Genomic DNA, 24,328 nt, shown 5'->3' with positions numbered 1-24,328 from the left:
CCCGTGGTTGATGTTGCTGAACCCTCGGCAGGGTTTTTTGGCAAACACCCCGCCTTTGGTGATTTTGTCGGCCATGGCCTGTCTGGCGCGGTGCAGATGGCGCTGCAGGACTGGTTGACCGGCATGCTGGCGCAGGCGCGCGCCATTCTGGGCGATGACTGGCAACCGGTCTACGACGCATCGCGCCCCATCCGGTTCTGGGCGGGCTCGGACGTGTTCAACACCCAAGTTCTGCGCGGGGTGATTTGTCCCAGCCATGACAAGGTTTTACGCCGTTACCCGTTCGTGCTGGTGCAGGAAAATGCGCCGGTTCTGCCGCCGGTGCTTGATACCGACCAAACCTTCCATGCCGGTGCCGAGGCGTTTGGCGCCGTCGCGTTGGAACGCACACCCGAGCGATCGGTGGACATTATGGCGACGTCGTCACACGACCGCAAAGAGGATGCCGCGCTGGACTCACCGATGTTCTGGGCCACCAACCCGGACCAGGATGTCGCTGGATTGCTGGGGGCCACGGCGTCAACCGATCATGCGCGCGCGGCAGCCAACCGTAGCTATTGGTGGGTGGCCGGGACCGGCATACGCGCCTCCGCCATGCTGAGCTGCGAAGGCCCGTTGCAGGCGGACGGGCTGGCCTGGCTGCTGCGCGGCACGACGAATGAAGAGCAGATAACAGACCCGGAAAAAGAGGGCGCGACCAGTGATTGAGAATGAATATTTCAAGTTTCAGACCGGGCAGGCGACTGACACCGGCAAGGTGCGTGACCATAACGAGGACAGCCATCTGGCGCGGCCCGATTTCGGGCTTTGGCTGGTGGCGGATGGCATGGGCGGGCATGACGCGGGCGACTTTGCCAGCCAGACCATCGCGGCAGAGGCGGCCTCGGTCGGGATGTCGTCATCATTGCAGGACCTGCAAGCCCGCTTCATGGAACGGCTCGGCCGGGCGCATAGCCTGATCCAGACCCATGCCGCGGAACTGGGGGGCGGCACGGTGGGGGCGACGCTGGTCACCTTATTGATCCACGAGGACGAATACGCCTGCATCTGGTCAGGCGACAGCCGCATCTACCTGCTGCGCAACGGGCAGCTGGTGCAGCAGACCCGCGACCACACCGAGGTGCAGCAGCTGCTTGATACCGGCGCCATTTCCGCAACGGAGGCCGAAACCTGGCCCCGCAAGAACGTCATCACCCGCGCCATCGGCGTGTCTGACGCGCCGCAATGCGACGTGGTCACCGGCACTCTGGAAGCGGGCGACACTTTCGTTCTGTGCTCGGACGGGCTGACGGAACATCTCAGCGACGGCGACATTGCACAATTCACCGGCAACGGATCGGAAGCCGGGGCGCAGATGATCTGCAACGAGATGATCCGCGAAACTCTGTCCCGTGGGGCGAAGGACAACGTCACCACGGTGGTGATCCGGTGCTTCGCCCGCGAAGAGCTGGTGTGATCCATGGCTGAGGAAGACGAAGACGACGACAACCTGGTACCGGTCCCCGAAGGGTCCGACGTCCCTCCGCCCGACACCACCCAAGGCGACAATCTCGTCGGGCGGATGATCAACAACAACTACACCGTGCACCAGCTGATCAGCGCCGGCGGCATGGGCGAGGTCTACCGCGGCGAAGGCGTGTTGGGCGACCCGGTGGCGATCAAGATCGTGCTTGAAACGCTGGCCCAGGACGAAAAGGTTCTGACGCTGTTCAAGCGCGAGGCCCGCATCCTTGCCCAGCTGAACGACGACGCGATCGTGCGGTATTTCAACTTTGTCAAAGACGCAGATCTCGATCGGTATTGCCTGATCATGGAATTCATCGACGGCACGCCGTTGAACGACATGGTCGCCGAAAAAGGCCCGATTACTGTCGACGAGGCCAAGCGGCTGATGAAGCGGCTCGCACGGGGGCTGGACAAGGCGCACAAACGCGAGGTGACCCACCGCGACCTGTCACCAGACAACGTCATGCTGCCCGAAGGCGACGTTGACCGCGCCGTCCTGATCGACTTTGGCATCGCCAAATCGACGGAGATGACCGAAGGCACATTGCACGGCCAATTCGCTGGCAAGTTCAAATATATCTCCCCCGAACAGCTGGGCCATTTCGACGGCGCCATCAGCCCGCGCACGGATGTATATGGCATGGCGTTGCTGGTTGCGGCGTCAGTGCGGGGCACCGCGTTAGACATGGGCACCTCGGTGGTTGAGGCCGTCAACGCCAGGCGAGAAATCCCAGACCTTGAGGGCATCTACACGGAGCTGCGGCCCCTACTGGCGCATATGCTGGAACCCGACCCGAACAACCGGCCCGCCAGCATGCGCGACGTGGCGCGGATGTTGGACGACCCCTCGCGCATACCGCCCAAATACGGCGCGGCAGACGCCGACAAAACGAGAATCGCGCCGCCACAAGGGGAGGGCGACCGCACGGTTGTTGCGCCGCTTTCGACCCCACCTGTCGGTTTGCAACGCCCCCCGACCGCCGCGCCAAGCACGGCCGCACCCGTCACCGGGTCGGGGTTGCAAGACGCCTCGCACAGCCCGTTTGGAGGACCCACCGCTGCCCCGATTGGCTCGCTGCCGCCGGTTCCCGAGGTCACCGCTGCCGGCGCTGCGTCAGTGCCCGAAAAGAAGGGCGGCGGGCGGCTGGTTCTGCCGCTGATCCTGCTGCTTGCTGCCGGGGGCGGGGGAGTATGGTACGCGATGCAGGCGGGTCTGATTGGCGGGACCGCTGTGGAAGAAGCCGCACAGACACCAGAGGCCGAGGAAGCTGACCCCGAAGATCCGGTTGCCCAGATGCCCGCCCCGGACAGCGATACCCGCGAAGGTTTTCTGGCGGGCTACAAAGCCAATGTCGGGTGCAGCTATGCAAGCCGCGTCGCGTCCGGCGTCAATGCCGGTAAGCTTGAGGTGATCGCAGGCGCTGACAACATGATGCCAGACCTGCCGCAAGCCTATCAGGTGCAGTTTGGGGCTGAGCCCGCGATGGTGGAACGTGCTGTCAGCGCCGAGCAATGCGCCGCCTTGGATCTGGTCCGTAGCCTTCAGGGTCGTGAAGCCATTCCACCTGTTTTGACGCTCGATACTGACAGCGTGAAAAGCGGCGGCTCGGTGGCCGGTCGGGTGCGGGATGTCCGCGGACGGACGGTCTGGATGTTCCTCGTTTCCACAGCCGGTGGGGTTTACAACCTGTCGCCACGGCTGGAGTCGCAAGCGGATGGGTCCTACACATTCGGTTTCGGCATGAGCCTTGCCGCTGGCGCCGAGGCCTCCCCGCAACTGATCGTGACGCTGGCCTCTGAGGCGCCGCTGCTCAGTGCAGCGGCGGCGACCGATGGGTCGAGTGCGGAAGACATATTGCCGCTCGTCTTGGCCGAGATCGCCGGGCGTGGCGGCACGGCGGCGGCTGATATTGGCTGGTTCCAGTTGGAAGGCGAAGGTTAGCGCAAATCGAACGGGACGACGGCCATTATGGCCCCGCGCCCAATCTCTGCCTCAAGTGCCGGGAAGAAATCGGCGGCCAATCGGCCTGCCAGATTGCTGACGGTGGCGGGTCGTCCCTGCGTCGCAATGGCGATCAACAGCTGGCTGGTGTCGCGCGCGGCCCCGTCGCGGGTCACCGGCACTTCGAATGCCGCGCGGCCGGATTCAAACCGGACGAAGCGCCGCAAATCCTGAACCACCCCATTGTCATCCACCAACAGCAGCGAGGTATAGAAGCCCGCGACGTTGTCGATGCTGCCGCGCAGCTCGTTGCCCGAGTTGATCAGCGACGCCTGCAGCCGCAGCGGTACTTTGAAGGACGGGTAGCTTGGCCGGGCGCGGGCAAAGTCCAGCGCGGCGCATTGCCGGTTGTCGACAACGATCGAGCGTTGGTCGACTTGCAGGTCTGGGTCGTCCAGCACTTCGCGGGCGAAGGTCGCCATGGTGCGGTCCTGGTCTGACACGAGCACAACCAGCGGGTTTCCCTGCGCACCTTGGCTTTGCGGTAGCGCGACAAGGCACGGGTCGCCCAGCCGGTTGCGGATGCGTTCGATCAGCTCGACCAATTGTAGTTGCTCAGGCGTCGGCGGCGGAGCGGGGGGTGCCAGGCTGGTTTGAGTTTGCGTGCGCGGGATCACCTCGACCGGGGCGACGCGGGTGGCTGTGGTTTGGGTGGCAGCCCCCGCAGACGGGCTGACAGGCGCAATGCGTTCAGGCTGGGTTGGCAGCGTCCTGTTGCCCTGCAGCACGGTGCCTTCCTCAGGGGTGATCGGGTTGAGCTGCGCCGGGCTCACGGCGGCCAGCCTTTCAGGTTCCGGCTCTGCCGTCAGGGTCTCGGGCTCCGGTTCGGCGGCGGCGACTTCTTCGGGCTCGGCCCCGGGTGTTTCGGCGGCGGGTGCGACAGGGTCCAGCGTCTCGGGCTCCGGCTCTGCCTGGGCGGACGGTTCTGGGGCCGCCTCTGGCAATGTCTCGGGGGTCAGTTGCTCTTGCGGCTGTTCTTCAAAGACGATGTTGGAGATCGAAATCTCTGGAAAGCTCACGGGCGGCGGCGGCGCGCCGGCTTGCCACGGCACCAGCCCAAAGGCGTAGACAAACACCCCAGCATGCAGCGCCGAGGAGACGGCGAAAGCCATGCCCCAATGCGACGGGCGTTCGGGATGCGGCTGCAGGATCATTGCCCGGCCCGCCGGTGCAAGGTTACCAGCCTGATTTCGGTTTCGGTTAATTCGGGGCGGTTGATCACCTGTATCAATGCGTTTGCGGGCGCTTCGCGGTTGATCAGCAGGTGCAGCACCACCGGCTGTGGCAGGTTTTGCAACGCCACGTCCAGCAGGTCCGGGGCGACCTCGTTGCCGTTCAGGTCCCACGTCCCGTCGGCGTGGATCACCAGGATGGGGGAGGGCAGTTGATCCAGCGGCAGCTCGGACGTTTGGGACAGTTCAAGATCGGGGCCAACAGGGTTCAGCAGCCGCCCTGTGGCCAGAAAGAAGAAGATCAGCAGTAAGACGATATTCACAATCGCCAGCGAAACGTCCAATCGGACAGGGGGCTTGGGTCGGGGCAGGGGACGGGTCATTGCGTCCCCCTGCTGACAATCTGCACTGAGGCCACGTTGGCCGCTGCCAGTATCTCAAGAACCGTGACGATGTCCTGCACGCGCGCCCGGGCGGATGAAATCAGAAGCACCCGTGGTGTATCGGCGGCGACGAGAGCCTGGGCCAGCTGCGGCAGGGACTCGAAGCCGAAGCGCTGCCCGTTTGCGACGATCTCCCCGTTTTCGATGGTCCAGCTGGCGGCGGCCTCCCCCGGTGGTTCCACGGTGGTTTCTTGCGCGCCGGGGGCCGCGCCGGTGCCCGGACCACTTTGCAACGTCAACAGGGAATAGGGCGTCAACGACGACGTCAGCATGAAGAATATCAGCAGCTGAAACATAGCGTCCGCCAACGGGGTCAGCGCAAACGTGTACCGCCGTTCAGAGCGCGGAAGCTCCCGTATGCTGCGCTTGGCCACGGGGGCTAGCGGGCAGCGCTGGTGTCAACGCGGCCGTGGATTGCGGCTGAGATTAGGGTTTCGATCGACTGCCGCTCCCCCTCGATCCGACTTTCAAACCAGTTGGCGATAAAGAAGGTTACCAGCGCAATGGCCAGCCCGACGGCAGTGGTGGTCAACGCGGTCCAGATGCCTCCCGCCAATAGGGCCGGGTCGACCGCGCCCTGGCTGGTGGACAGGGTGCCGAATGCGTCAATCATCCCGATCACGGTGCCCAGCAGCCCCAGCATCGGGGCGGCCTGAACCACCGCTTCAAGCAGCCGCATGCGCTGCGACATGGCGGCGAGTTCGACCAGCGCGGTTTGGCGGCCCAGCTCTTCGGCGTAGTCCTGATCGTTGGGACGCGCCCGTAATCCCGACAACACAGCCTGCAGCACCCGCGCCAGCACCGAGTCGCGGGTACCAGCGGCGCGGATCGCCTCTTCTGGGCGGCCATTAAGCCAGTTGTCGATGATACTTTCAGCGCCGGTGGTACGCCCCACTCCCAACCGGTTGAACTGGATCACCTTGTAGAAGCTGACGGTGACGGCCATCACCGACAACACGGCCAATGCGGCAAAGACGACAATTGTGGTAGGATCAAAGGCAGCCAGCATGGGCGGTCTCCATGGTCAATTTGGTGTGGTGTGATTCAATTGGGCCTAGATGCCAAATTGAACCTCCGTGCGTGAACTGGTAACCAGCCCGGTCAGGCAAAAATCGGCGGGTTGGCCATCCGCCAGCGTGCACTCAGCCACGTCATTCACAATGATACGTGAAATATCTGTGCAGCTTTGGTCGCCCAGATCAAACAGCACGATGCGGGTTTTGCCATTGGTCAGCGCGCCAAAGCCAAGCACCAGAATGCGGGTCACGACGCCCTCGGCGTTGAACACGCCCACCTGATAATCTGTCTTCGCCAGATCCTGCCCGCTGCGGTTGGTGGCAACATAGGTCAGCCTGCATCCGCCAGTATCGGTGTTGGCCGCGTTATTCAGCTCGAGGCTAAATTTTGCGTCGGCGTCCTGCGCCGCCGCGCCAAAGGCCGCAACCGAAGCTGCCAGCAAAACAGCAGATAGTGTCCTGAAAACCATCTCTCTCATCCCTCAAATTAGGCGACCCGCGGCCAATATTACAGCACACCGCAGGCGGATCATTTGCCGTCAGTTGGGACCATGTTCAAGTGGGGTGTCAACAGATATCAGCGGTAAACGCCGATGATCCAGGTCTTCGCGAGCTCCTGCTCCTGAAATTGGCGCTGAGGGGCTTCGGTGAGCCCCAAGCTACCGTTTTCGGCGGGCTGCGAGGTCGTCAGACTGTCCAGAGCCAGCCCTGCGAAGGGGGAGATGTTTGGCTCGGACGTTGAGGGGCCAAAGTTTTGCGTACCGACGTCAACCGGTGTCGCCGCAGTCACAAGTGGTTCGGATTGCGGAACAGAAACGCGCGCTGGTGCTTCAGCGACTGGGGGCGTCGGCAAGGGGGGCTTGGCCGCCACTTCTGGGCTTTTTGGCCCCACAACAGGTCTTGCTGGTCGCTTTGCACTGGGCGAAATTGTGCCGAAATCAGGTGAAACCAGCGCGGTTTGCGGGACCACATGCCGTTTTACGCTGCTGTTTTGCGCCATGACCAAAGCCAATGCGCCGCCTACAGAGACGCCGCCAATCAGCAAAACAAGGGCAATATTGCGATACATTTGCCCTCCTTTCTTAGCTTGGATGGCGATTCAAAGACCCTACGCCGATCACCTGCTTTTTTCAATGATACTCACTGTTGCGCTCGCGTTGACAATCGATTGTTGTATCTTTGTGTTCGGCGATATTATCGCCATGATTTGAGTCTACACATATGCCGATGCTGAATAAATTTGCCATATTAGCTGCCCTTGGACTGCCGTTTTTCGGTGGCACGGCCCCTGCGCAAGCCCAGTTTTCGGTCTGTAACCAGTCCTTCGACGTGGTGAATGTGGCGGTAGGGCAACTCAACCGCGGTGCGTTTCGCACACGGGGCTGGTGGAAAATCGGGCCCAACCAATGCGCAAACGTCATCCGCGACCCGTTGGACACACGCTACATCTACGTTTTTGCCAAGGATGTGTTTGGCAAGGAAATCCTCAGCGGGGCGGTGTCGATGTGCGTGGCCCCGGACCGGTTCGTCATTGATGGGGAGCAGGACTGCCTCGTGCGTGGATACCTTGACGCCCCGTTCATCGAGGTTGACACCCAAGACACAGAGCGTTGGACGCTCTTTATTGCGGCGCGGCCAGAATGACGCAGAACCGCAAGCATAAGTGGCGGGGCCGGGCAGAATCTGGCATGATGCGCGGCATGGGGTTTACGGTTTTGTTCAAACGCCTGCTGTTTTCGCTGGCCACATGCATCTTCTGCGCTGCTCCTTTAGCAGCGCAGGAGCGGCTGGCTTACGTAATTGGCAACGGCGCGGATCAACCGGCCAAGGATGCCGTCGCCGTCTCTCGCGCGCTGCTGGGCCTTGGCTTCGACGTCATCCGACGCGCAGACGTGTCGCCCGCCAGCCTTCCGCTGGGCAACCGTGCCGCCCGCACCGTCGCGTTATACTTCTCCGGCCCAACTGCCATAGAAGATGGCCGCACACGGTTAATGGCGGCTGATGGAACCGGGTGGGATCTGCTCGACACGGCACGTGGCTTCCGCGCGAGCGGGGCCGATCAGGTGTTGGTGTTTGTGCAGACCTGCTACACGGATGATGCGGGCGTTGCCCCGCTGCCCACCGACGACATGTCCGGTATTTTCATGGCACTGTCCGCCAGTGCTGAGGAGGGCTGTGCGTCGTCAAATGCACCGCGGTTCACGGACCGCGTTTTGGTCGCACTCGCAACCCCGGATACCCCGATCTCGGCGGCGTTTGACGCTTCTGGCGGCGCGGGGGTGGCTGTGTCCAACCTGACAGCCCCTCTCATCCTTTGGCAGAGCGAGACGCAGAACATCACTCTGTCCGAAGACGATATGAAAGTGCTCGACCGGCTGGCCCCGGCTGACCGCGACCGGATGCGCGCGCTTTGGCAAAGCGCCGGGCTGATGGGGGAGGCATCATCGCCCGCGCCCCAGGTCAAGAAGGTCGAAAATGAGACGATTGTGCTGACCGGGCGCGTTGCGGCCGTGGATATGGGCGCGGTCATCGCGCCAGCCGCTGTCGCCAAGGTCGAACCCGTTTCTTTCACCCCAAGCACCGGCGGCGTTCAGATATTCAACGCAGCCCCACGGTCAGAGGTTGCCGCGCTGCCGACAGCCGCTGGCCTGCCGCGCCCTTCTGTCATTGTCGGGCGTATTCAATCCGACGACCCGGCGCAGGCCGCGACCCAAACCGGGGGCGCGTTGACCGGAACGGCGCTGGACGGGTCCAACTTTGAGGCGCGCCAGACCATTCGCAGCCAAGATGCGGAACTTTACGCCGAATTGGTCAACAGCGGGGCGTTTGATCCTGCCGAGGCGCAGCTTGCCGTCGCATTGCAGACCGAGCTGAAGCGGATGGGCTGCTACACCGGCGGTATTGACGGCGACTGGGGTCCGGGCTCGCAAGGCTCTGTCGACCGGTATTTCCAGCAAATCGGCGAAACCCCGGTCAGCAGGGCCGCCACGATTGACCTGTTCAGGACCATCGCGCTGAGAGATGACGTGACCTGCCCAAGGGTCGTGCAGGCCCGCGCCGCACAACCGCGCGCAACCACGCGGTCCCAGCCCAGAACCACGACACGTGCCACGACAGCGGCGCGCAAACCTGCACCTGCGGCCAAAAAGCCCGCCACGACCGGCAAGATCAATGCAAACGCGCTCAACGGTGTGTTCCGCTAGGGGGCGCCTGTTCCTATAGTCATATTTCTATGATCAAGGTTGATCCGAGTTTTCAAAAGGGCCGCAAGCACGCGCGCTCCCGCCGCAACCGCAAGTTGGCGGGTCGGCTGGCTGTCGCGGCCGTTGTGCTGGTCGTTGTGGCAATTCCCGTAGCGCTCTTTACCACTCTGCCAAGCCAACTTGCCGGGTGGGTATCTACATCCGAGGATGACTTCGATCTCGTACAGGTGGAAACGGATTTCGACGTTGCGCCCGTGGTGCAGAACAACGCGTTTATCGACATTGCGGGCGACCCGACCATCCTGCGCTTTGCCGAGGTTGATGAGGACGCGGAGGAACGCCAAAAACTGATTGAAGGACCGGGCATTCTTGACATTTCGCGGTTCGGGCTGCCGCAGGCAGAGCGGCTGGTGATCGTGCGGGACAATCTGGTGGTCAAGGAAACGCGTTTGATCACTGCGCTGCCTTCCTCCCGTGAAGATTTCGCTTTCTTTCAGGCGCAGCGCAACCGTGCGCTTGCCGACCCGTTGAGCCAGCTGGAAGACGCTGCCGTAGAAGAGCTGACCGCCCTGGACACCACGGTGGAATTGGGTGACTTGACCGACAGCTACGGCACCTCCCTTGAAGCGGGGGAAACTGCGGCGACAGATGCCGTTGCAAAAACGGAGATCGAGAACACCACCTCCGTCACCTATGTCAAACCGGAAGCATTCCGCGCCGAGTTGTTCAAAGATGTGATTGTGCAGGTAGAGCTGGACCGCGACCTGGCGGGGCTGATGGCGGAAAACGACCTGTCCGAGGGGGACACTGCGGGGGTACTGGCGCTCTTTCCACAAGCCGAGAATCTGAAACGTGGCTCAATCGTTGCGCTGAGGACCACCGGCAAAGGCAGCGCCAGCCGGATGCTGCAGCTGTCCTACTACGCGCAAGAGGGTTACGTCGGCACCGTCGCGCGCACCCGCGCTGACACGTATCTGCCCGGCTCCGACCCGTGGCTGAAAGAGAACCTGATGGCGCTGTCGACGCTGGGACGAGACGGCAACAACGCTGAAACCACTGACGGCAAATTCCGACTGCTCGATGCGGTCTATAGCGCTGCCATTCGCAATGGGGTCCCCACCGCGCTGGTGGGAGAGATCGTCGCGATGATGTCCAAAACGCATGATCTGGATAAGCTGGCTGTGGACGGGGACGAGGTCACCATTGCCTTCTCGCGGCAACATGGGCCCAACGGGCAATTGGCGGGGCAGGTCATGTTTGCGGGCATTCGCGGGCCATCCGGGACGATGCCTTGCTATTTCATCCCCGATCGTGCGGAGGGTGGGTTCAAATGTTTTGCGCCGGGCCGGGCCGGCCCGCGCGGAGGCGGGGCGTTCATTTCGCCGGTCACCGGTATCCTGACCTCGAAATTCGGCCCCCGCAAACACCCGATCCACAAAGTGGTGCGGCTTCACGCTGGGGTTGATTGGGCTGCCCCAACGGGAACACCGGTCTACGCCGCCGCTGCGGGGCAAATCAGCCATGCGGGCGACGGAAAGGGCTACGGAAATCTGGTGATCATCAAGCATCCCGGCGGGTTGGAGACGCGTTACGCGCACCTCAACAAGTTTGGCCCCCGCAGCAAGAAAGGGGAGCTGGTCGCCCAAGGTGAGGTCATCGGGTACGTCGGCACCACCGGTCGCTCCACCGGACCACACCTGCATTTCGAGACGCGCCAAAATGGTGAACCGATCAATCCGATGCCGCTCTTGTCTGGCGGGCAGGTGGTGGTGGCCTCCGGTGCAGTCGACGCTTTGGTGCAGCAAATCATCAAGGTGGAAAGTGCGGGCAACCCCAACGCCAAGAACACCCGGTCAACGGCAACGGGACTTGGCCAGTTCATCGAAAGCACCTGGTTGCGTATGATGCGCAGCTACCGTCCCGAGCTGGTTGCCACCATGTCCCGCGCCGACCTTCTGAACCTACGCCGCGATCCGACGATATCGCGCGACATGGTCACCAAACTGGCGCAGGAGAACGAGGCTTTCTTGCGCGCGCGTGGCCACCAGTCCACGCCGGGCCGCCTGTATCTGGCCCACTTCCTTGGCCCCGCCGGCGCCCATACCGTGCTGGGGGCCAATAACGAGCGGACCATATTGGATGTCATGGGCGCAAGCGTCGTGCGCGCCAACCCATTTTTGAAGAATTACACCGTGGCCGACCTCAAGGCCTGGGCCGACCGCAAGATGCGGCGCAAAGGCAGCGGCGCGACCACGATCGCCGCGGCGCCGCCGCCCGCTCCGATTGAGCCGGAGGTGAAGCTCTACAAAGACATTGTCGACCAGATTTTGCGGGAGACCAGTTAGACCAATCCGATGCTGGACTCTGGGGACAGACCAGCTAGATTCGACCCAACAATTTTAGATCGAACGGTGAGAATTATGAACCAATGCATTATGCCGCGAAGTGATGTCTGGGGCGGCGCCAGCTCCCACTCCCTGATGCGCTTTGACCCGCAGAGCTGTTCAACGGAACAGCAGAAAGTCGCAAATTTGCGCACCCTGGTGGCCGATGTCGAGGCTCAGATCAAAGAGGTGGAAACCCTCGCCGACAAAATGGAATTCTACGCCACAGGCGAACTGGTTGCGGCCATCGTCATGGAAACCTCGATTGGCTTTCTGGATCTCGCCGCCTCCGCGTTTTCGTCGCTCAACCCGGCGGCGTCCCGGGCCGCCAAGGCGGGCGTGCTGTCGATCAAATCCGCTGAGACCGCGGGTCAGGCCTATACCGGGCAAATCAGCGGATCAGCCGCCGCCGCAAACCTTGCAAACAACGCCGTGCAGCTTGGGTTTTCCCAGGCGACCCCCAACACGATGGGCGGGAAAGTGATGCTCAACAAGGCGAAGATGGCCTACGACTCGGCGGTGCTGGGCGTCAAATCGGCCACCGGCGCAAGCGAGGCGGACATGCGGCGCGAGGGCATCGACTACCTGGCCGGGCAGATCAGCGACAACGGAAATCTGATGGCTGATGGCCTGGAAAAGGCGGGCATGGACACCGCATCAAATTCGCTCAAAAGCCTCGTCGTTGTGGGCGATATGTATGTCGCAGCCGGGCGGTATCAGGAAGCGCTGGAAAAGCGTTTTGATGCCCGGATCGAGCAGATGGTGAACACGCAAACCTGGGTCATGAACCAGAAGATGACCCTTTCTACGCTGCTCACCACTTTGCGCAGCCGGTTGGACGAGGCGGTGCGGGCGCTTGAATCCTGCCAGCTCGCCACATCCTGATTTGCAGGCAAGCAGCTAGCTGAACTCGTAGTGATAGGTTCCGTCCTTCATCACGATCTCGACGCTGGACATCTCGTTGCCTGACACCATGCGACCCAGCACTTGCCGCGAAAGGTCCGGCAGGATTGAGTTGGTGATGATGTTGTCGATCATCCGCCCGCCGCTGTCGGGGTCGCGGCATTGCTCGACAATATGGGCCAGCACCTCGTCGCTGTAGGTCAGCGTCGCGCCATGCGCGTCCTTCAGGCGTTTTACCACTGCGTTCAGCTTCAAACGAGTAATGCCGCCCAAGACCTCTTGGCCCAGCGGAAAATATGGAATTGTGACAATCCGGCCCAGCAATGCTGGCGGGAACACATCTGTCAGGAACGGCTTCATCGCGGCATTCAGTTCGTCCATATCTGGCGTGGTTTTGCCCTCGTCCGCCATCTCCATGATCACATCGGTGCCCACGTTTGAGGTCAGCAATATCAGCGTGTTCTTGAAGTTGATCGCGCGGCCGTTGCCGTCCTCCATGATGCCCTTGTCGAACACTTGAAAAAACAGCTCGTGGATGTCGGGGTGGGCCTTTTCGACCTCGTCCAGCAGCACCACCGAATAGGGTTTGCGCCGCACAGCTTCGGTCAGCCGTCCGCCTTCGCCGTAACCGACATAGCCCGGAGGCGCCCCTTTCAGCAGCGACACGGAATGCGCCTCCTGAAACTCCGACATGTTGATGGTAATGATGTTCTGTTCGCCGCCATACAGGCTTTCGGCAAGCGCAAGCGCGGTCTCGGTCTTACCAACGCCCGATGGGCCGCACAGCATGAACACCCCGATGGGTTTGTTCGGGTTCGACAGGCCCGCACGGGAGGTTTCAATCCGTTTCGCAATCATCTTCAGCCCGTGATCCTGCCCGATCACGCGCTCTTTCAGGTGATCCGCCAGCATCAGGACTTGCTGCAATTCGTCTGTCACCATCCGGCCCGCCGGGATGCCCGTCCAGTCGGAAATCACCGAGGCCACGGCCTGCTCATCCACATGCGCATAGACCATGCGGTCGTCGGGGTCGGTCGCGTCCAACGCCTCCATTTTCTCGGCCATCTCGGCGCGCAGGGCGTCTTCGTCGACCTCTTCTTCCTCGTCGGACGCAATCGCCAAACGCAGCTCCAAGATCTTGTCGACCACGCCCTTCTCGGTTGCATAAAGCGCCTCAGCGGCTTCCAGTTCTTCCTGCTTTTTCGCCAAGGCTTCTTCCGCCTCTTCGCGGCGGTCCTCATTGGCCTCGCCCAGATCACGCTGCGAAATCTTGCCTTCTATCTCTTTCTCTAACGCTGCGATGGATTGCTTCAGATCCGCAATCCGCGCTGGGGTGGAGGCCTGAGAGACAGCCACCCGCGCGCAGGCTGTATCCAGCAGAGACACCGCTTTGTCTGGCAATTGCCGTGACGGGATATAACGGGCCGACAGGCTGACGGCGGCCACAATCGCCTCATCCGAGATGCGCACCTTATGGTGGTCCTCCATCGGGGCCAGTATGCCGCGGATCATGTAGCAGCATTTCTCGATATCCGGCTCATCCACATTTACCGGCTGAAAGCGCCGCGTCAGGGCGGGGTCTTTTTCAAAATAATTGCGGTACTCGGCGAATGTCGTCGCCCCAATGGTCCTGAGCGTCCCGCGCGCAAGCGCCGGTTTCAACAGGTTGGCGGCGTCACCCGTCCCTTGCGCCCCGCCCGCGCCGATCAGCGTATGCGCTTCGTCAATGAACAATATGATCGGGGTGGGTGACGACTGGACCTCGTCGATCACCGATTTCAGCCGCTGCTCAAACTCGCCCTTCATCGAGGCACCGGCCTGCATCGATTGGATATCCAGCATATGCAGCCGCGTACCTTGCAACTTGGGCGGCACGTCATTCGCGGCCAACCTTTGCGCGAAGCCTTCGACCACAGCCGTCTTCCCGACACCGGCTTCCCCCGTCAGGATCGGGTTGTTCTGGCGGCGGCGCAGCAGCACATCCACGATCTGCCGTATTTCTTCGTCACGGCCGACAATCGGGTCCATCGTCCCGCTTTCCGCATCCGCCGTCATATCCACCGAATACTGACCCAGCGCGGTAGATGCGCCGCCTTCTGCACGGCCCGGCCCACCTGATGCGCCGCCCACGGACGTGCCATCCATCGGCTGCATCTGCTCCTCTTCCGAGGTCGACCACAGGTTGCGGGCCTCCTTGCCGATATGCTCCGCCGTCATCTCCCGCATTTCAGGCGCGGCCTGGCCCAGTTCGCGTTTCAGGTTGGCGTCGTTCAGCACAGCCACCAGAACATGTCCGGTGCGTATCTGCGCTTCGTTGAAAAACAGCGATGCGTAGGTCCAGGCGTGGTTCAGTGTGTCCGACAGGCTTTCCGAAATGCCCGGCGTCTCGGTGACGTTCTTTTGCAGCTTGGCCATGGCCTTATCGAGCGACTTCAGCACTGCGCCGCGGTCGATCCCCAGCTCTTTCAGTGTGACCGAGATGTCGGCATTCTGGTTCGACACCGCGTGAAACAGCCAATGCGCCAGCTCGACGTTGCGGTTCCCTTCGCCACGCGCGTAGCGCATCGATTGCAGGAAGGCGTCGTAGCCCGCGCGGTTCATCTTGCCGGCGAATTTTTCAATGCTGATTTCGGTCATCTAAATAATCCTATTCTTTAACGGCTCACGCGGCCTTGGCGTTCGGGTCTAATGTGTATCGGGCGACCGCCACAAATTCGGGGGTCTCAGGGTCGTTGGAGGGTTCAAGCGCCGCCATCCATCCAAGTTCGACAGTCTGTCCAAGCTGCGCCTGCGGCACCTCAGAGGAGGGCAAGGACAGCTCAACCCCCACTTCCGTGGTCTTGCCGAGGTACCAAAACACGATGTCGGACAGGTTGGCATGGGCATCGCCGCCGGGCAGGTAGCGGCGGTAATCCTGCAGGCTGTCGGTTTGGATGTGCAACACCACGCGCTCGCTGACGGACTGCAGCCGCGCGCCAAGAAACATGTCCCGTCCGAGGGTGGAACCCTGCATTCCCATACGGTTCTGGTCGCCCTTCTCAAAGTCCAGCCAGGTCGGCGCATGTTCTTCAACCTGCACCTGCGCGCTGAGATGGTGTTCGATCATCTGGCGCAGACGGACTGGGCTTTTGATGCGGCTGGCATGCAGCGGCACCATCGACGTCTTGAACATGTCGGGGATGCTGTCGCGGCCGCGAAACGCCTTAGTACCGACCCCGCTGAGCGCGCCGATAAATTCCTGAAACCGGTCCTTGTCGGGGTGATCGAACTGGCTGATCGCATGGGCGTCCGACCAGGACCGGAAAAACAGCTGCAGGAAGCGGGCGTTGAAAATGTCGGCAAACTTGACGAAGGACTCGTCGCCGCTATGCACCCACCTGGTGACTTCTTCTGTCGTGTTGATCGGTAGCGCGCCTTGCGGGCCGAAAAAGCCTAGCACGGGGGTGCGGATGTCGGTCCGCGCGCCATGTTCCAACCTGGTGATGTCGGCGTCGGGGAAGGTCAGGAACGGGTCCTGCCCCATCGACACATATTCCTGCTTGAGGTTGTGGCTTTGGCCAATGCGGGGGCGGTCCGGGTGTTCGCGTTCAAGGCGGCGCAGCAGGGCCAGCAGGCCATGGCGGCCGGCAATCGCCTCGGGGGTGTCCTCGGCCGCGCTCATAGCAGCGGCCCGCTTCCGGTGCGGGCGGGCCAGGTCTTGATGACCCCGCGCTGCCGCGACGCAATGACGGTCTGGGTAAAGCTGTTGATGGTGGCGTATTCGGCAAAGAACCGGTCCAGAATTGCGCCCATCAGGATGATGCCGCTGCCCTCATACGCCTCTTCGTCCAGGGTCAGTTTCACCTCGACGCCACGGGCGGGAAAGAAGCCATCGCTGCGTTGGATGGACCGGGTGATCTGCCGGGTGTCGAGGCCAATGATGCCCTGCACCTGCGCCTCGACCGAGGCGTCGCCAAGGTCGGCAAACAATGACAGCACTTCGCGCAACGCCGCCCCGCCGTCGTCCCCGCCCCGGTCGTCCAGCCCGAAATGCGACAGCGACAAATAGCTGATGATCCGCCAGTACACGTCGCCTTGAATGGCGCGGTGCGGCGCGGATTTTTCCAGCTCGCTCATCGGTTCGCGCGGCGGGGTGGGGCCGCCCACGCAGGCCAGCGAGACCGTCACATCGTCGGTCATGTGAAAGTCGTCCAACGAGCCCGCAATCGGCAGGTATTCCGGCAAATGCCGATTGGAGCACAGCGTTTTGATCTGCAGCCGCTGTGCCGCCGCGCCGTCTTCGGTGTTGGGCGGTTCGTAAAGGGCGACAAAGGTTTCGGTGCCGCGGTACCGGTGCCGTCGGCCAAACCGTTTTTCGTGGTCGGTCAGGCGGCGCTCTTTGCGCTTGGTGGTGAAGTACAGGGCGGAGCGCGGGTTGGTCGCGTCCTCAGGCAGCCCGTAAAGCGGGGCGACTTTCACCTTGGTCTGCGCACCGGTGTAGTGGGCGAAAACCTCGGTGATCTGGTGAATCTCGTAATGCGTGACCGGGCTGCTGTCAGGGGTCACCACAAATTCGTGCCGCTTCTGGTCCAGCCGCACCTGGCTGGCGGATTCCTCAAATAGGTTCACGGCGGTTGCCACATGGATGCGCACGTCGTCAGATTTCAACCGGGCCGCCAGGGTGGGGCTGGACGTGTCAAACTCGAACACCAGCTGGCAGGTGTCCGTCGCCACGCTGCGCAGCGCGTCCTGCAGCCCGGTCAGCCGGAACCCGAGGTACTTGCGTGGGAAGACAAACGCCTCCCGCAGCTGCGCGAAGCCGTCGAACAATTTGCTGGAGCGGGGGAAAGCGCGTTCTTCTGGGTCAAATCCGATCTGTTCGATCTGATGCGGGGCAAGCCGCACGAAAACCGGGTCGCCGTTGCTGTTGAGGTACCGCAGAGATACCCGCAACAGGTCGCAATGGATCTGTTCGTAAAGTGCGACAGCGTCAGGCATCGCGGCGGTGAAGTAAAACGGAAGGCTGTCCAGCTTGAGGTCGGACAGCTTGCCCCCACCCGCTGCAGCGGGGCGCTGCAATTCGATGGACAGGCCGGCGACGGTGCTGTCGGTGATCTCCAGCCCGGTCGCTGCTACTGGGGCTGGGCTGGGGTGGTATTCCATGGCGGATAGTTTCAGCGGCCACAATGTCAGTGGCGCGCCCAGACGAAACCGGCATGACACGCGGCGGTCGCTGTCGACAAATCGGGCATCCAGGTAGTCGCCTGGTTTGAAGGAAATCCCGTTCTCAAGGTCCTTGTTCTCGAAGGGTGGGTTGGCCTGAACCAACATAACGGACGGGATTGGCGCCAAGGCGTCAGGGAAAATCTGTTCCAGCAGCTCGGTGGTGAAGTTACGGAACTCTTCGTCCATTTTCAGCTGGACGCGGGCGGCCAGAAAGGCGCTGCCTTCCAGCAGGCCAGCCACGGCGGGGTCGGTGTTTTCGCGCAGCAGCCCGCCAAGGCGGTCGGCGATGCCCGGGTATTCGGCCGAGAATTCCGCGGCGCGTTCATAAAGCAGCGAAAGCTCGCGGTTATAGGCGTCGCGGAAGGCCTTCTTCATGTCTGCACCCGCAGGCGTTTCATCACCATCTTGCCCGCGCCCAGGTCAACCTCGGCAACGAAATCCAGCGGGATGTCGACGGGGTCGGCCACCATCTCGGCAGAGATGTCAAAGGCCACCTGCTGGGTCAGGGCGCGGTCGTCCTTGCGGATCACCACTTCGATGCTATCGGGGATGAGGCGGGGTTCGTGGTTGATCAGCGACTCACGGATCGAGGTGGCAATTTTCTGGTCGGTGAGATGCGACTGGGTCAGGCTGCTCATGTCGGCAAAGCCGAAATTGAGGACCGATTTTTCGACGCGTGGATGGTCTTCCAACTCTACTGTGGCGTCCAGCCTGATGGTGTTCATCAAGTTGTTGAGATCGGCGTTCAGATGGCGGCGCAACTCGCTTTCATCCACCCCTTCGCGGCGCTGCTTGGCGCGCACGTTGATGGACCGGTCGCCGTCCTGATAGTCCTTGCCGTCTTTGCGTGCGTCGCCGCTTTCGGCGGAGGCGCGGAACACATGCATCAATGAGACCTGCCGCTGGTTTGACCGCGACGGGTCGCGGTTCGGGGGAACGGTTAGGTCATATGGTTTACGCATGCGGCAGCTGCAAAGTCAGGTTCGGTGTAAAAAAGGCCGGCGAATAATAATCGCCGGCCTCAAATTCATTCCAAAAAGGGGGGAGCTTACGCGCTCCACTCTTTGTTTTCTGCAACGTCCCAGCCGTGCATGGAGGATGCGCCGGTTGCGCCTGTTTCTTCCTGCAGGGTGTACTTCACCTCGAACTTGCGGAAGTTCAGGGTCAGCGTCTCTTGGATGCGGTCCAGGCCGTCCTTGGAGCCGCCGGTGTTGTAGGACGTGATCATGATGTTTTCCATCGACAGGATGAAATACTCAACCGGTGCGTCGCCGCCGGATTTGCGCACGATGAGCTTACCGTCGTCGATATGCGCGCCGGAAGTACAGCGTTTGATCAGGTCGTTGGAGGCCAGGTCAACGTATTTGGTCAGTGTGATGTCCTGGACATTCACTTTGCCGCCGCCGCCGCCGCCGCCAACATGCGTAGTGCCGGACTGGGTCATACCCCAGGACCATGCCAGCACATCAATGTCATCGCGGTATGTGGAATCTTGGGATTCGCCTTTGATTTTGTTGGAAAGTGTCAGAAAAATATCGACAGCCATTAGGTAAGCTCCTTGTTACGGCATTAGTAGTTCAATGTGAGCAGCGCTTCGCGCCTTATTTATTGTTGGGCAATTTGGACACCAGGCTCATCCCGATATCCATCCCCTCCAGTTGGAAATGAGGCTTAAGGAAGAACTTGCCAACATAGTAGCCGGGGTTCTCCTCGTCTTCAATCACCTCAACTTTTGCACCAGCCAAAGGTTGTTTTGCCTTTTCCTTCTCGCTCGCGCTTTCCGGGTTCGCAGAAACGTATTTGTTCACCCAGGTCTGAAGTTCGGTTTGCAGCTGGTTGCGGTCAGGGGACTGACCGATTTTGTCACGCACCATACACTTCAGGTAATGGCTGAACCGTGACACTGCAAAAATGTAAGGCAAGCGGGACGACATGTTGTCAGAGGCCGTGGCCAGCTCGTCTACATATTTCTTTGGTTTGTACAACGTCTGCGCGCCGATGAAGGCGGCTTTGTCTGTGTGTTTGCGATGGATCAGGCCCATGATGCCTGCCGCGCTCAACTCGCCTTCACGGCGGTCGGTGATCGACACTTCCGTCGGGCATTTCAGGTCCTTGGACCCGTCGCCGGTGTCAAACGTATGGGCCGGCAGGTTCAGAACCTCACCACCCGATTGCACGCCGCGGATTTTCACGGTCCAGCCGTGTTCCTTGTGGGCGCGGTTGATGTTGACCGCCATGGCATGCGCTGCGTTCATCCAGGCGTATTTCTCGCCCTGATGGCCGTCAGTCTCTTCCTCGAAGTTGAACTCTTCAACGATGGAGGTCGAGTTCTGGCTGTAAGGCTCACGCGCCAGGACGCGCGGCATTGTCAGTGCGACGTAGCGGGAGTTCTCGCTGTCGCGCAGGCCGTTCCAAGCCGCAAAGTCGGGCGTGTCGAAAATCTCGGATAGATCAGGCGGGGTGCCGATCTCGTTCCAGCTGTCCATGCCCAATGCTTCGGGCGCAGCCGCCGCGATGAACGGGGCATGTGCAGCAGCGGCAATCTTGCCGATGTCGCGCAGGAAGGCGACGTCGCCGGTGCCGGGGCCAAAGTAGTAGTCCCCGATCAGCGCGCCGTATGGCTTGCCGCCCAGCGTGCCGAATTCCTGTTCGTAGATCTTCTGGTGCAGCGGGCTCTGGTCCCACTTGGCGCCGGGGTAACGGCGCATCACGGCCTGAAGTTCCGACTTGGATGCGTTCATCACCTTCACGCGCAGCGTGCTGTCGGTTTCCGAGTTGTTGACCGTGTAGGCCAGCCCACGCCAGGACGATTCCAGCTTCTGGAATTCCTCGTGGTGCATGATCTCGTTCATCTGGTCGGTCAGCTTTTGGTCCAGCTTGCCCAGGATGGCGTCAATCGTGTCGATGACGTCGTCGGCAATAACCGTCTGGTCGTCCATCGCTTCGCGGACAAGGGCCACAACGGCGCTGTCAACTTCTTTGGCGGCCACGTCGGTGCGGGGCTTGATGGTCTGGCGCAGAATGTCGGAGAACTCGTCAAGCTCCGTAAGCTGTTCGCCGCCGGCTGTTTGTGAACTGGTGTCGCTCATCTTATTCGTCCTCCTCGGCCTTCTGGCGTTCTGCCAGGGCCGCCATCAGGTCAGGGTCGTTGAGAAGCTCTTTGATCTTCTCCTGGGCCTTTGGCTTGCTGTTCATGTAACGCTGCAAATTGGCGAGGTGTTCCCGCGCTTCAAGCAGCTGCTTGAGCGACGGCACCTGGCGCGCGATCTTGGCAGGGTTGAAGTCGTCCATCTCTTTGAAATGCAGTGACACACCCAACTTGGTCTCGCTGCCTTCATCAAGCTTGTTTTCGACGTTGAAAGACACGCCCGGCTGGATGTCTTCCATGAAGGTGTCCAGCGTTGCGCCGGTCACGTCGCGGAAGTCGCGCTCTTCAACCGGGGCCTTCTCAACTTCGGAGGCGTTGCCCGACAGGTCGGACATGATGCCCATCACGAAGGGCAATTCCACCATCTTCTCGGAATCGTAGGGGTCTTCGTAGGAAATGTTCACCCGTGGGGGGCGATTTCGCTTGATAAAATCTGTGGCTTTATCCGAGGCCATAATCAATCTCCTTAGTTGGGCTCAGTGAACCCGCGACGATGGGTCAAGTCAACGCTTTTTGGTTAATCTAATTGGGATTAGGGGTCAGTTGTCCTCTTTGGGAGCCATTGGGATAAGCTCGGCAACAATTGCGTCAAAATCCTTGTCCAAATAGCTGCGCGCCCGCACCAATAGGGTGGGGACGGGGCTGGTGGGCTCGTTGCCCCGAAAGTAGTTCTCGACGGACCGAATGTGGCTGGCCACGTCGGCGCGGCTGGTCAGCTTCGGCGGGGTGGGGTCCGGCTCTTCCTCGATGGCGATGCCGGGGGCCTCGCCGGACAGCGCGCGCAGCCGGTCCATGTTTAGCGCAAACCCGGTGGCCGGGCCAAAATCCACAATCGCGCGGCGCGATTCCTCGGGAAGCAGGGTCTCAAGCGCCTCAATCAACGGCTTGCCGATCAGCAGCCGGGCTTGGGTCACCAGTAACAATGCGGCGGAGGATGGCTCTTTGCTGCGCAAATACCCTTCGACGGCCTGCAGTGTCACCTTGGCAGCGTTCTGTCCGGTGATCTCGCCCGCCGGGCCTGCTTCGCCAACGGCAACCGCTGCGGCTGCTGGGGCATCAGACCCGCCGCCATCAGCATCGGAGGCAGGTGCAGGCTCGTCAGCGGCCGGCGTTTCTTCAACTTCGGCCGCCGCAGCCGCACCAGCGCTGTCCCAGCCGGACAGGTCAGGCCGCGCCAGCTGAATCAAGTCCTGCATCTGGGAAATCATTCCCATAAGGTCTTCGAAATTAAGGGACATCGGCTTGTCCGGATGCGCTTTGCAGGCGCGTTTGATACGGTCCAGGCCATCGGCGGCCCGCGTCAGATCGTCTTGCGTTTTGGTAACCTTGGCTTTGTTGCCGTCGTTTTTCAGCGCATCGAGAATGCCCGAGCTCGTCGCTTCGCTTTCACCAGCGCGCGCCGTCACGGTGCCCGTCGCCACCTGATAGAGGCGGAACGTCACATCGGCCTCGCCCGTCAGAGACACGTATTGCAACGGAATGACGGACGTCACTGGGGTTGCCAAATTGTCGATCGCTCCGCGCCGATCGCTGTTGGATCCGGCAATCACCGGGTGCACAGCTTCCGGGAACGCTTCCAGCAGATCCGCCATACCGGCAATAGCGTCCGCAAACCCAGTCGTGCGACCGGCAAGAACCTCCCATCGCGCCATCAATGACAGCAACCGCAAGTCGCGCGACCGTTTCAGCAGCCCGTCAATCGTCGCACGTTCTTTCTTGATGTCCACAGATTTCGGGTCGAACAGCTTGTCGTCGCTGCCCTCTTCCCCGTCGCGGCCGGACCGCATGCCTGGGATGAAGTAGCGTTCGGGCAAGCGGCCTTCGGCTTCGAAGTAATATTCGACAAATTCCGGGTCATCGGCCTGCTCAAGATCCGGCCCGCAGGGCGTGTCCTCTGACAGTGGCTCTTTTAGCCAATCCAATACCATCAACCAATTCCCCCGCGCAGGATGCGCCGTACTATTTCGCGCATAATCAAAGGACTAGCCCGCCGAGTCAACCAAATGGCAGGGAAACGACCCGTTTCCGTTAAAGGGTGGTATTTGGGTACTATCCCGGCACTAACCTTGCTCTGGCCCAACCATGTCGGCATAGGCTTTGGCGAAGTGGACCAGAAACTCGTCAAGGATGCCGTTTTCGTGCGGATGGGTCTTGGAATCCCATCGCGCCACGTAGGTGTCCCATGATTTGGCGCGTTTGCCGCTGCCCAACACCGACCCTTTGGTGTCGTCCTCAATGGCTTCGGGGGCCAGGTCGCCCACCAGCTTGGCAAGCGCCGGTTGGATCGCGGCAAAAACGGCGGCTTGATGGATGCGCACGTCGCGCAGCGCCTCGGCCAACCCGTCCGGTCCGGTCAGGAACCCGGCGCGGTATTTCAGAAACATCGCTTCGATTGCCTGATCCGCATCGGGCAGAAATTTCAGCGGGTTGTTGTCCGATCCGCGCCGCTCCGTGCGTTCGCCGCCGCGGGTGAAATACTTCGCCTCCGCCCGCGATTGCAGCATCGCCATCACCTCGGTCGAAATCACACGCAGGGACTGCCCGAGCATCTTGGCCAGCTCTTCGGGGGGCACGTCGCCATAAGCATCGGGTGACAACCCGGCCCCTTCGCAAAAGGCGCGTACAATATCTGTCGGTCCGCTTGGGACCGGGTTGGCGTCGGGATGCGGGGCCGCCGCGACCGGCTGCGGCACGGCGGGAATGGGCGGAGATTGCACAGGCGCGGCCGCAGGGGCGGGAACCGGCATGGGCACGGATGGTGGCACATCAATGGCGGGGACTGCAGCCGGGACGGGGTCGGTGGGAACGGCGGCAGGCGCAGGCGCTGCCACTGGTGTGGAAATGAAGTCGTCGGCAAAGTCGTCCCGCCGTGCGTTCGGGTCCGGCGGGTTGGGGTCAATCGGGTCGAACGACCCGCCAACCGCCCAAGGGTCGCTGTTGTCGACGCCGGCGCCTGCGCCGGTCCCTGTGCCCCACACATCGGTATGTGGCGCCGGGGACAGGCCCGCAGGCTGGGTCGCGCCGACTTGCGCGACGATGATGTAATGACCCACCTGAAACCGTTCGCCGTTGGACAGCTGGTGGGCGCCCTCGATGCGATAGCGCTGCCCTTGCAGGAAGGTGCCGTTGGTGGACACGTCGCGCAGCCAGTAGGTGCCGCCCTCAAACACCACGTCGAAATGGTGGCTGGAGATGTGGCGGCTGGCGTCCGGCAGCACCCAATCCATGCCTGCGGCCCGCCCGACATGGCAGCCGCGCCCCTCCAGCACAATCTGCGCCGGTCCGCCGTCCTCCAGGACGTCATAGTTTTCAATCTGCAGGACGAGCGTCATCTGGTTCTAATCAT

The 24,328-nt window shown here is 61.6% G+C and carries 22 protein-coding genes; 7 read left to right on the top strand and 15 right to left on the bottom strand.

The window, feature by feature from the left end; all coding sequences use genetic code 11:
• Positions 1-3: 3 nt before the first annotated feature.
• From tagF to Q0899_RS13000, 3 genes are read left to right on the top strand one after another with little or no spacing between them, the layout of a single operon-like run.
• A complete protein-coding gene (gene tagF / locus Q0899_RS13010; protein ID WP_298294617.1) occupies positions 4-708 on the top strand; it encodes a type VI secretion system-associated protein TagF in 705 nt (234 codons plus the stop codon).
• Complete coding sequence (locus Q0899_RS13005; RefSeq protein ID WP_299193281.1) at positions 701-1,456, top strand: protein phosphatase 2C domain-containing protein; 756 nt, start codon at positions 701-703, stop codon at positions 1,454-1,456. The genes tagF and Q0899_RS13005 overlap by 8 nt, the downstream gene beginning before the upstream one ends.
• 3 nt (positions 1,457-1,459) lie before the next feature.
• Complete coding sequence (locus tag Q0899_RS13000) at positions 1,460-3,448, top strand: serine/threonine protein kinase (RefSeq protein WP_299193279.1); 1,989 nt, start codon at positions 1,460-1,462, stop codon at positions 3,446-3,448.
• On the opposite strand, the gene Q0899_RS12995 is transcribed toward Q0899_RS13000, so the two are convergent.
• The 6 genes from Q0899_RS12995 to Q0899_RS12970 all read right to left on the bottom strand — a co-directional run bounded on the left by Q0899_RS12995 (position 3,445) and on the right by Q0899_RS12970 (position 7,208).
• Positions 3,445-4,662, bottom strand: a complete 1,218-nt coding sequence (locus tag Q0899_RS12995; protein ID WP_298294612.1) for a hypothetical protein — start codon at positions 4,660-4,662, stop codon at positions 3,445-3,447. The two genes, Q0899_RS13000 and Q0899_RS12995, sit on opposite strands and share 4 nt — an antisense overlap.
• Positions 4,659-5,063: a biopolymer transporter ExbD gene (locus Q0899_RS12990; protein WP_298294610.1), complete on the bottom strand. Its 405-nt coding sequence runs from the start codon at positions 5,061-5,063 to the stop codon at positions 4,659-4,661. Before Q0899_RS12990 ends, Q0899_RS12995 begins: the two co-directional genes overlap by 4 nt.
• Entirely contained in the window at positions 5,060-5,497 is a 438-nt protein-coding gene (locus tag Q0899_RS12985) for a biopolymer transporter ExbD (protein WP_298294608.1), read from the bottom strand. Before Q0899_RS12985 ends, Q0899_RS12990 begins: the two co-directional genes overlap by 4 nt.
• A gap of 5 nt (positions 5,498-5,502) precedes the next feature.
• Positions 5,503-6,132, bottom strand: coding sequence for a MotA/TolQ/ExbB proton channel family protein (locus Q0899_RS12980; RefSeq protein ID WP_298294606.1), 630 nt, complete (start codon positions 6,130-6,132; stop codon positions 5,503-5,505).
• A gap of 45 nt (positions 6,133-6,177) precedes the next feature.
• Positions 6,178-6,609 (bottom strand): hypothetical protein, encoded by a 432-nt coding sequence (locus Q0899_RS12975; RefSeq protein WP_299193276.1) that lies wholly within the window; start codon positions 6,607-6,609, stop codon positions 6,178-6,180.
• A 107-nt stretch (positions 6,610-6,716) separates the two neighbouring features.
• On the bottom strand, positions 6,717-7,208 hold the full coding sequence (locus tag Q0899_RS12970) for a hypothetical protein (RefSeq protein ID WP_299193274.1): 492 nt from the start codon (positions 7,206-7,208) through the stop codon (positions 6,717-6,719).
• 152 nt (positions 7,209-7,360) lie between these two features.
• Here Q0899_RS12970 and Q0899_RS12965 point away from each other — a divergent pair, with 152 nt between their 5' ends.
• The 4 genes from Q0899_RS12965 (at position 7,361) to Q0899_RS12950 (ending at position 12,611) form a co-directional block, all read left to right on the top strand.
• Entirely contained in the window at positions 7,361-7,783 is a 423-nt protein-coding gene (locus Q0899_RS12965) for a DUF1036 domain-containing protein (RefSeq protein WP_298360882.1), read from the top strand.
• Positions 7,780-9,342, top strand: a complete 1,563-nt coding sequence (locus Q0899_RS12960) for a hypothetical protein (protein ID WP_299193272.1) — start codon at positions 7,780-7,782, stop codon at positions 9,340-9,342. The genes Q0899_RS12965 and Q0899_RS12960 overlap by 4 nt, the downstream gene beginning before the upstream one ends.
• Before the next feature lie 29 nt (positions 9,343-9,371).
• Complete coding sequence (locus Q0899_RS12955; RefSeq protein ID WP_299193270.1) at positions 9,372-11,687, top strand: M23 family metallopeptidase; 2,316 nt, start codon at positions 9,372-9,374, stop codon at positions 11,685-11,687.
• Between the two features lie 75 nt (positions 11,688-11,762).
• The gene (locus Q0899_RS12950) at positions 11,763-12,611 is read left to right on the top strand and encodes a hypothetical protein (protein WP_299193268.1); all 849 of its coding nucleotides are present in this window, start codon (positions 11,763-11,765) and stop codon (positions 12,609-12,611) included.
• A gap of 15 nt (positions 12,612-12,626) precedes the next feature.
• Here the strand turns inward: Q0899_RS12950 and tssH are convergent, their stop codons facing one another.
• The 9 genes from tssH to tagH form a co-directional block, all read right to left on the bottom strand.
• The gene (tssH, locus tag Q0899_RS12945; protein WP_299193266.1) at positions 12,627-15,266 is read right to left on the bottom strand and encodes a type VI secretion system ATPase TssH; all 2,640 of its coding nucleotides are present in this window, start codon (positions 15,264-15,266) and stop codon (positions 12,627-12,629) included.
• A 25-nt stretch (positions 15,267-15,291) separates the two neighbouring features.
• Positions 15,292-16,290 (bottom strand): type VI secretion system baseplate subunit TssG, encoded by a 999-nt coding sequence (tssG, locus tag Q0899_RS12940; protein WP_299193263.1) that lies wholly within the window; start codon positions 16,288-16,290, stop codon positions 15,292-15,294.
• On the bottom strand, positions 16,287-18,209 hold the full coding sequence (gene tssF, locus Q0899_RS12935) for a type VI secretion system baseplate subunit TssF (protein ID WP_299193260.1): 1,923 nt from the start codon (positions 18,207-18,209) through the stop codon (positions 16,287-16,289). The genes tssG and tssF overlap by 4 nt, the downstream gene beginning before the upstream one ends.
• A complete protein-coding gene (tssE, locus tag Q0899_RS12930) occupies positions 18,206-18,796 on the bottom strand; it encodes a type VI secretion system baseplate subunit TssE (RefSeq protein WP_299193258.1) in 591 nt (196 codons plus the stop codon). Before tssE ends, tssF begins: the two co-directional genes overlap by 4 nt.
• An 86-nt stretch (positions 18,797-18,882) precedes the next feature.
• Positions 18,883-19,380 carry a type VI secretion system tube protein Hcp gene (locus Q0899_RS12925; RefSeq protein ID WP_298294584.1) on the bottom strand — a complete coding sequence of 166 codons (498 nt, stop codon included), beginning with the start codon at positions 19,378-19,380 and terminating at the stop codon, positions 18,883-18,885.
• A gap of 55 nt (positions 19,381-19,435) precedes the next feature.
• A complete protein-coding gene (tssC, locus tag Q0899_RS12920) occupies positions 19,436-20,923 on the bottom strand; it encodes a type VI secretion system contractile sheath large subunit (RefSeq protein WP_298294582.1) in 1,488 nt (495 codons plus the stop codon).
• Position 20,924: 1 nt separating this feature from the next.
• Entirely contained in the window at positions 20,925-21,437 is a 513-nt protein-coding gene (tssB, locus tag Q0899_RS12915) for a type VI secretion system contractile sheath small subunit (protein WP_299193255.1), read from the bottom strand.
• A gap of 84 nt (positions 21,438-21,521) precedes the next feature.
• Positions 21,522-22,910, bottom strand: coding sequence for a type VI secretion system ImpA family N-terminal domain-containing protein (locus Q0899_RS12910; RefSeq protein WP_299195373.1), 1,389 nt, complete (start codon positions 22,908-22,910; stop codon positions 21,522-21,524).
• A gap of 132 nt (positions 22,911-23,042) precedes the next feature.
• Positions 23,043-24,314: a type VI secretion system-associated FHA domain protein TagH gene (tagH, locus tag Q0899_RS12905; RefSeq protein WP_298294579.1), complete on the bottom strand. Its 1,272-nt coding sequence runs from the start codon at positions 24,312-24,314 to the stop codon at positions 23,043-23,045.
• Positions 24,315-24,328 lie beyond the last annotated feature (14 nt).

It is taken from the genome of uncultured Litoreibacter sp., assembly GCF_947501785.1.
In the GTDB taxonomy this organism is placed as follows: Bacteria; Pseudomonadota; Alphaproteobacteria; order Rhodobacterales; family Rhodobacteraceae; genus Litoreibacter.
Note: the sequence above shows the minus strand (reverse complement) of the source record. Positions and strands in the feature narration are given on the sequence as shown.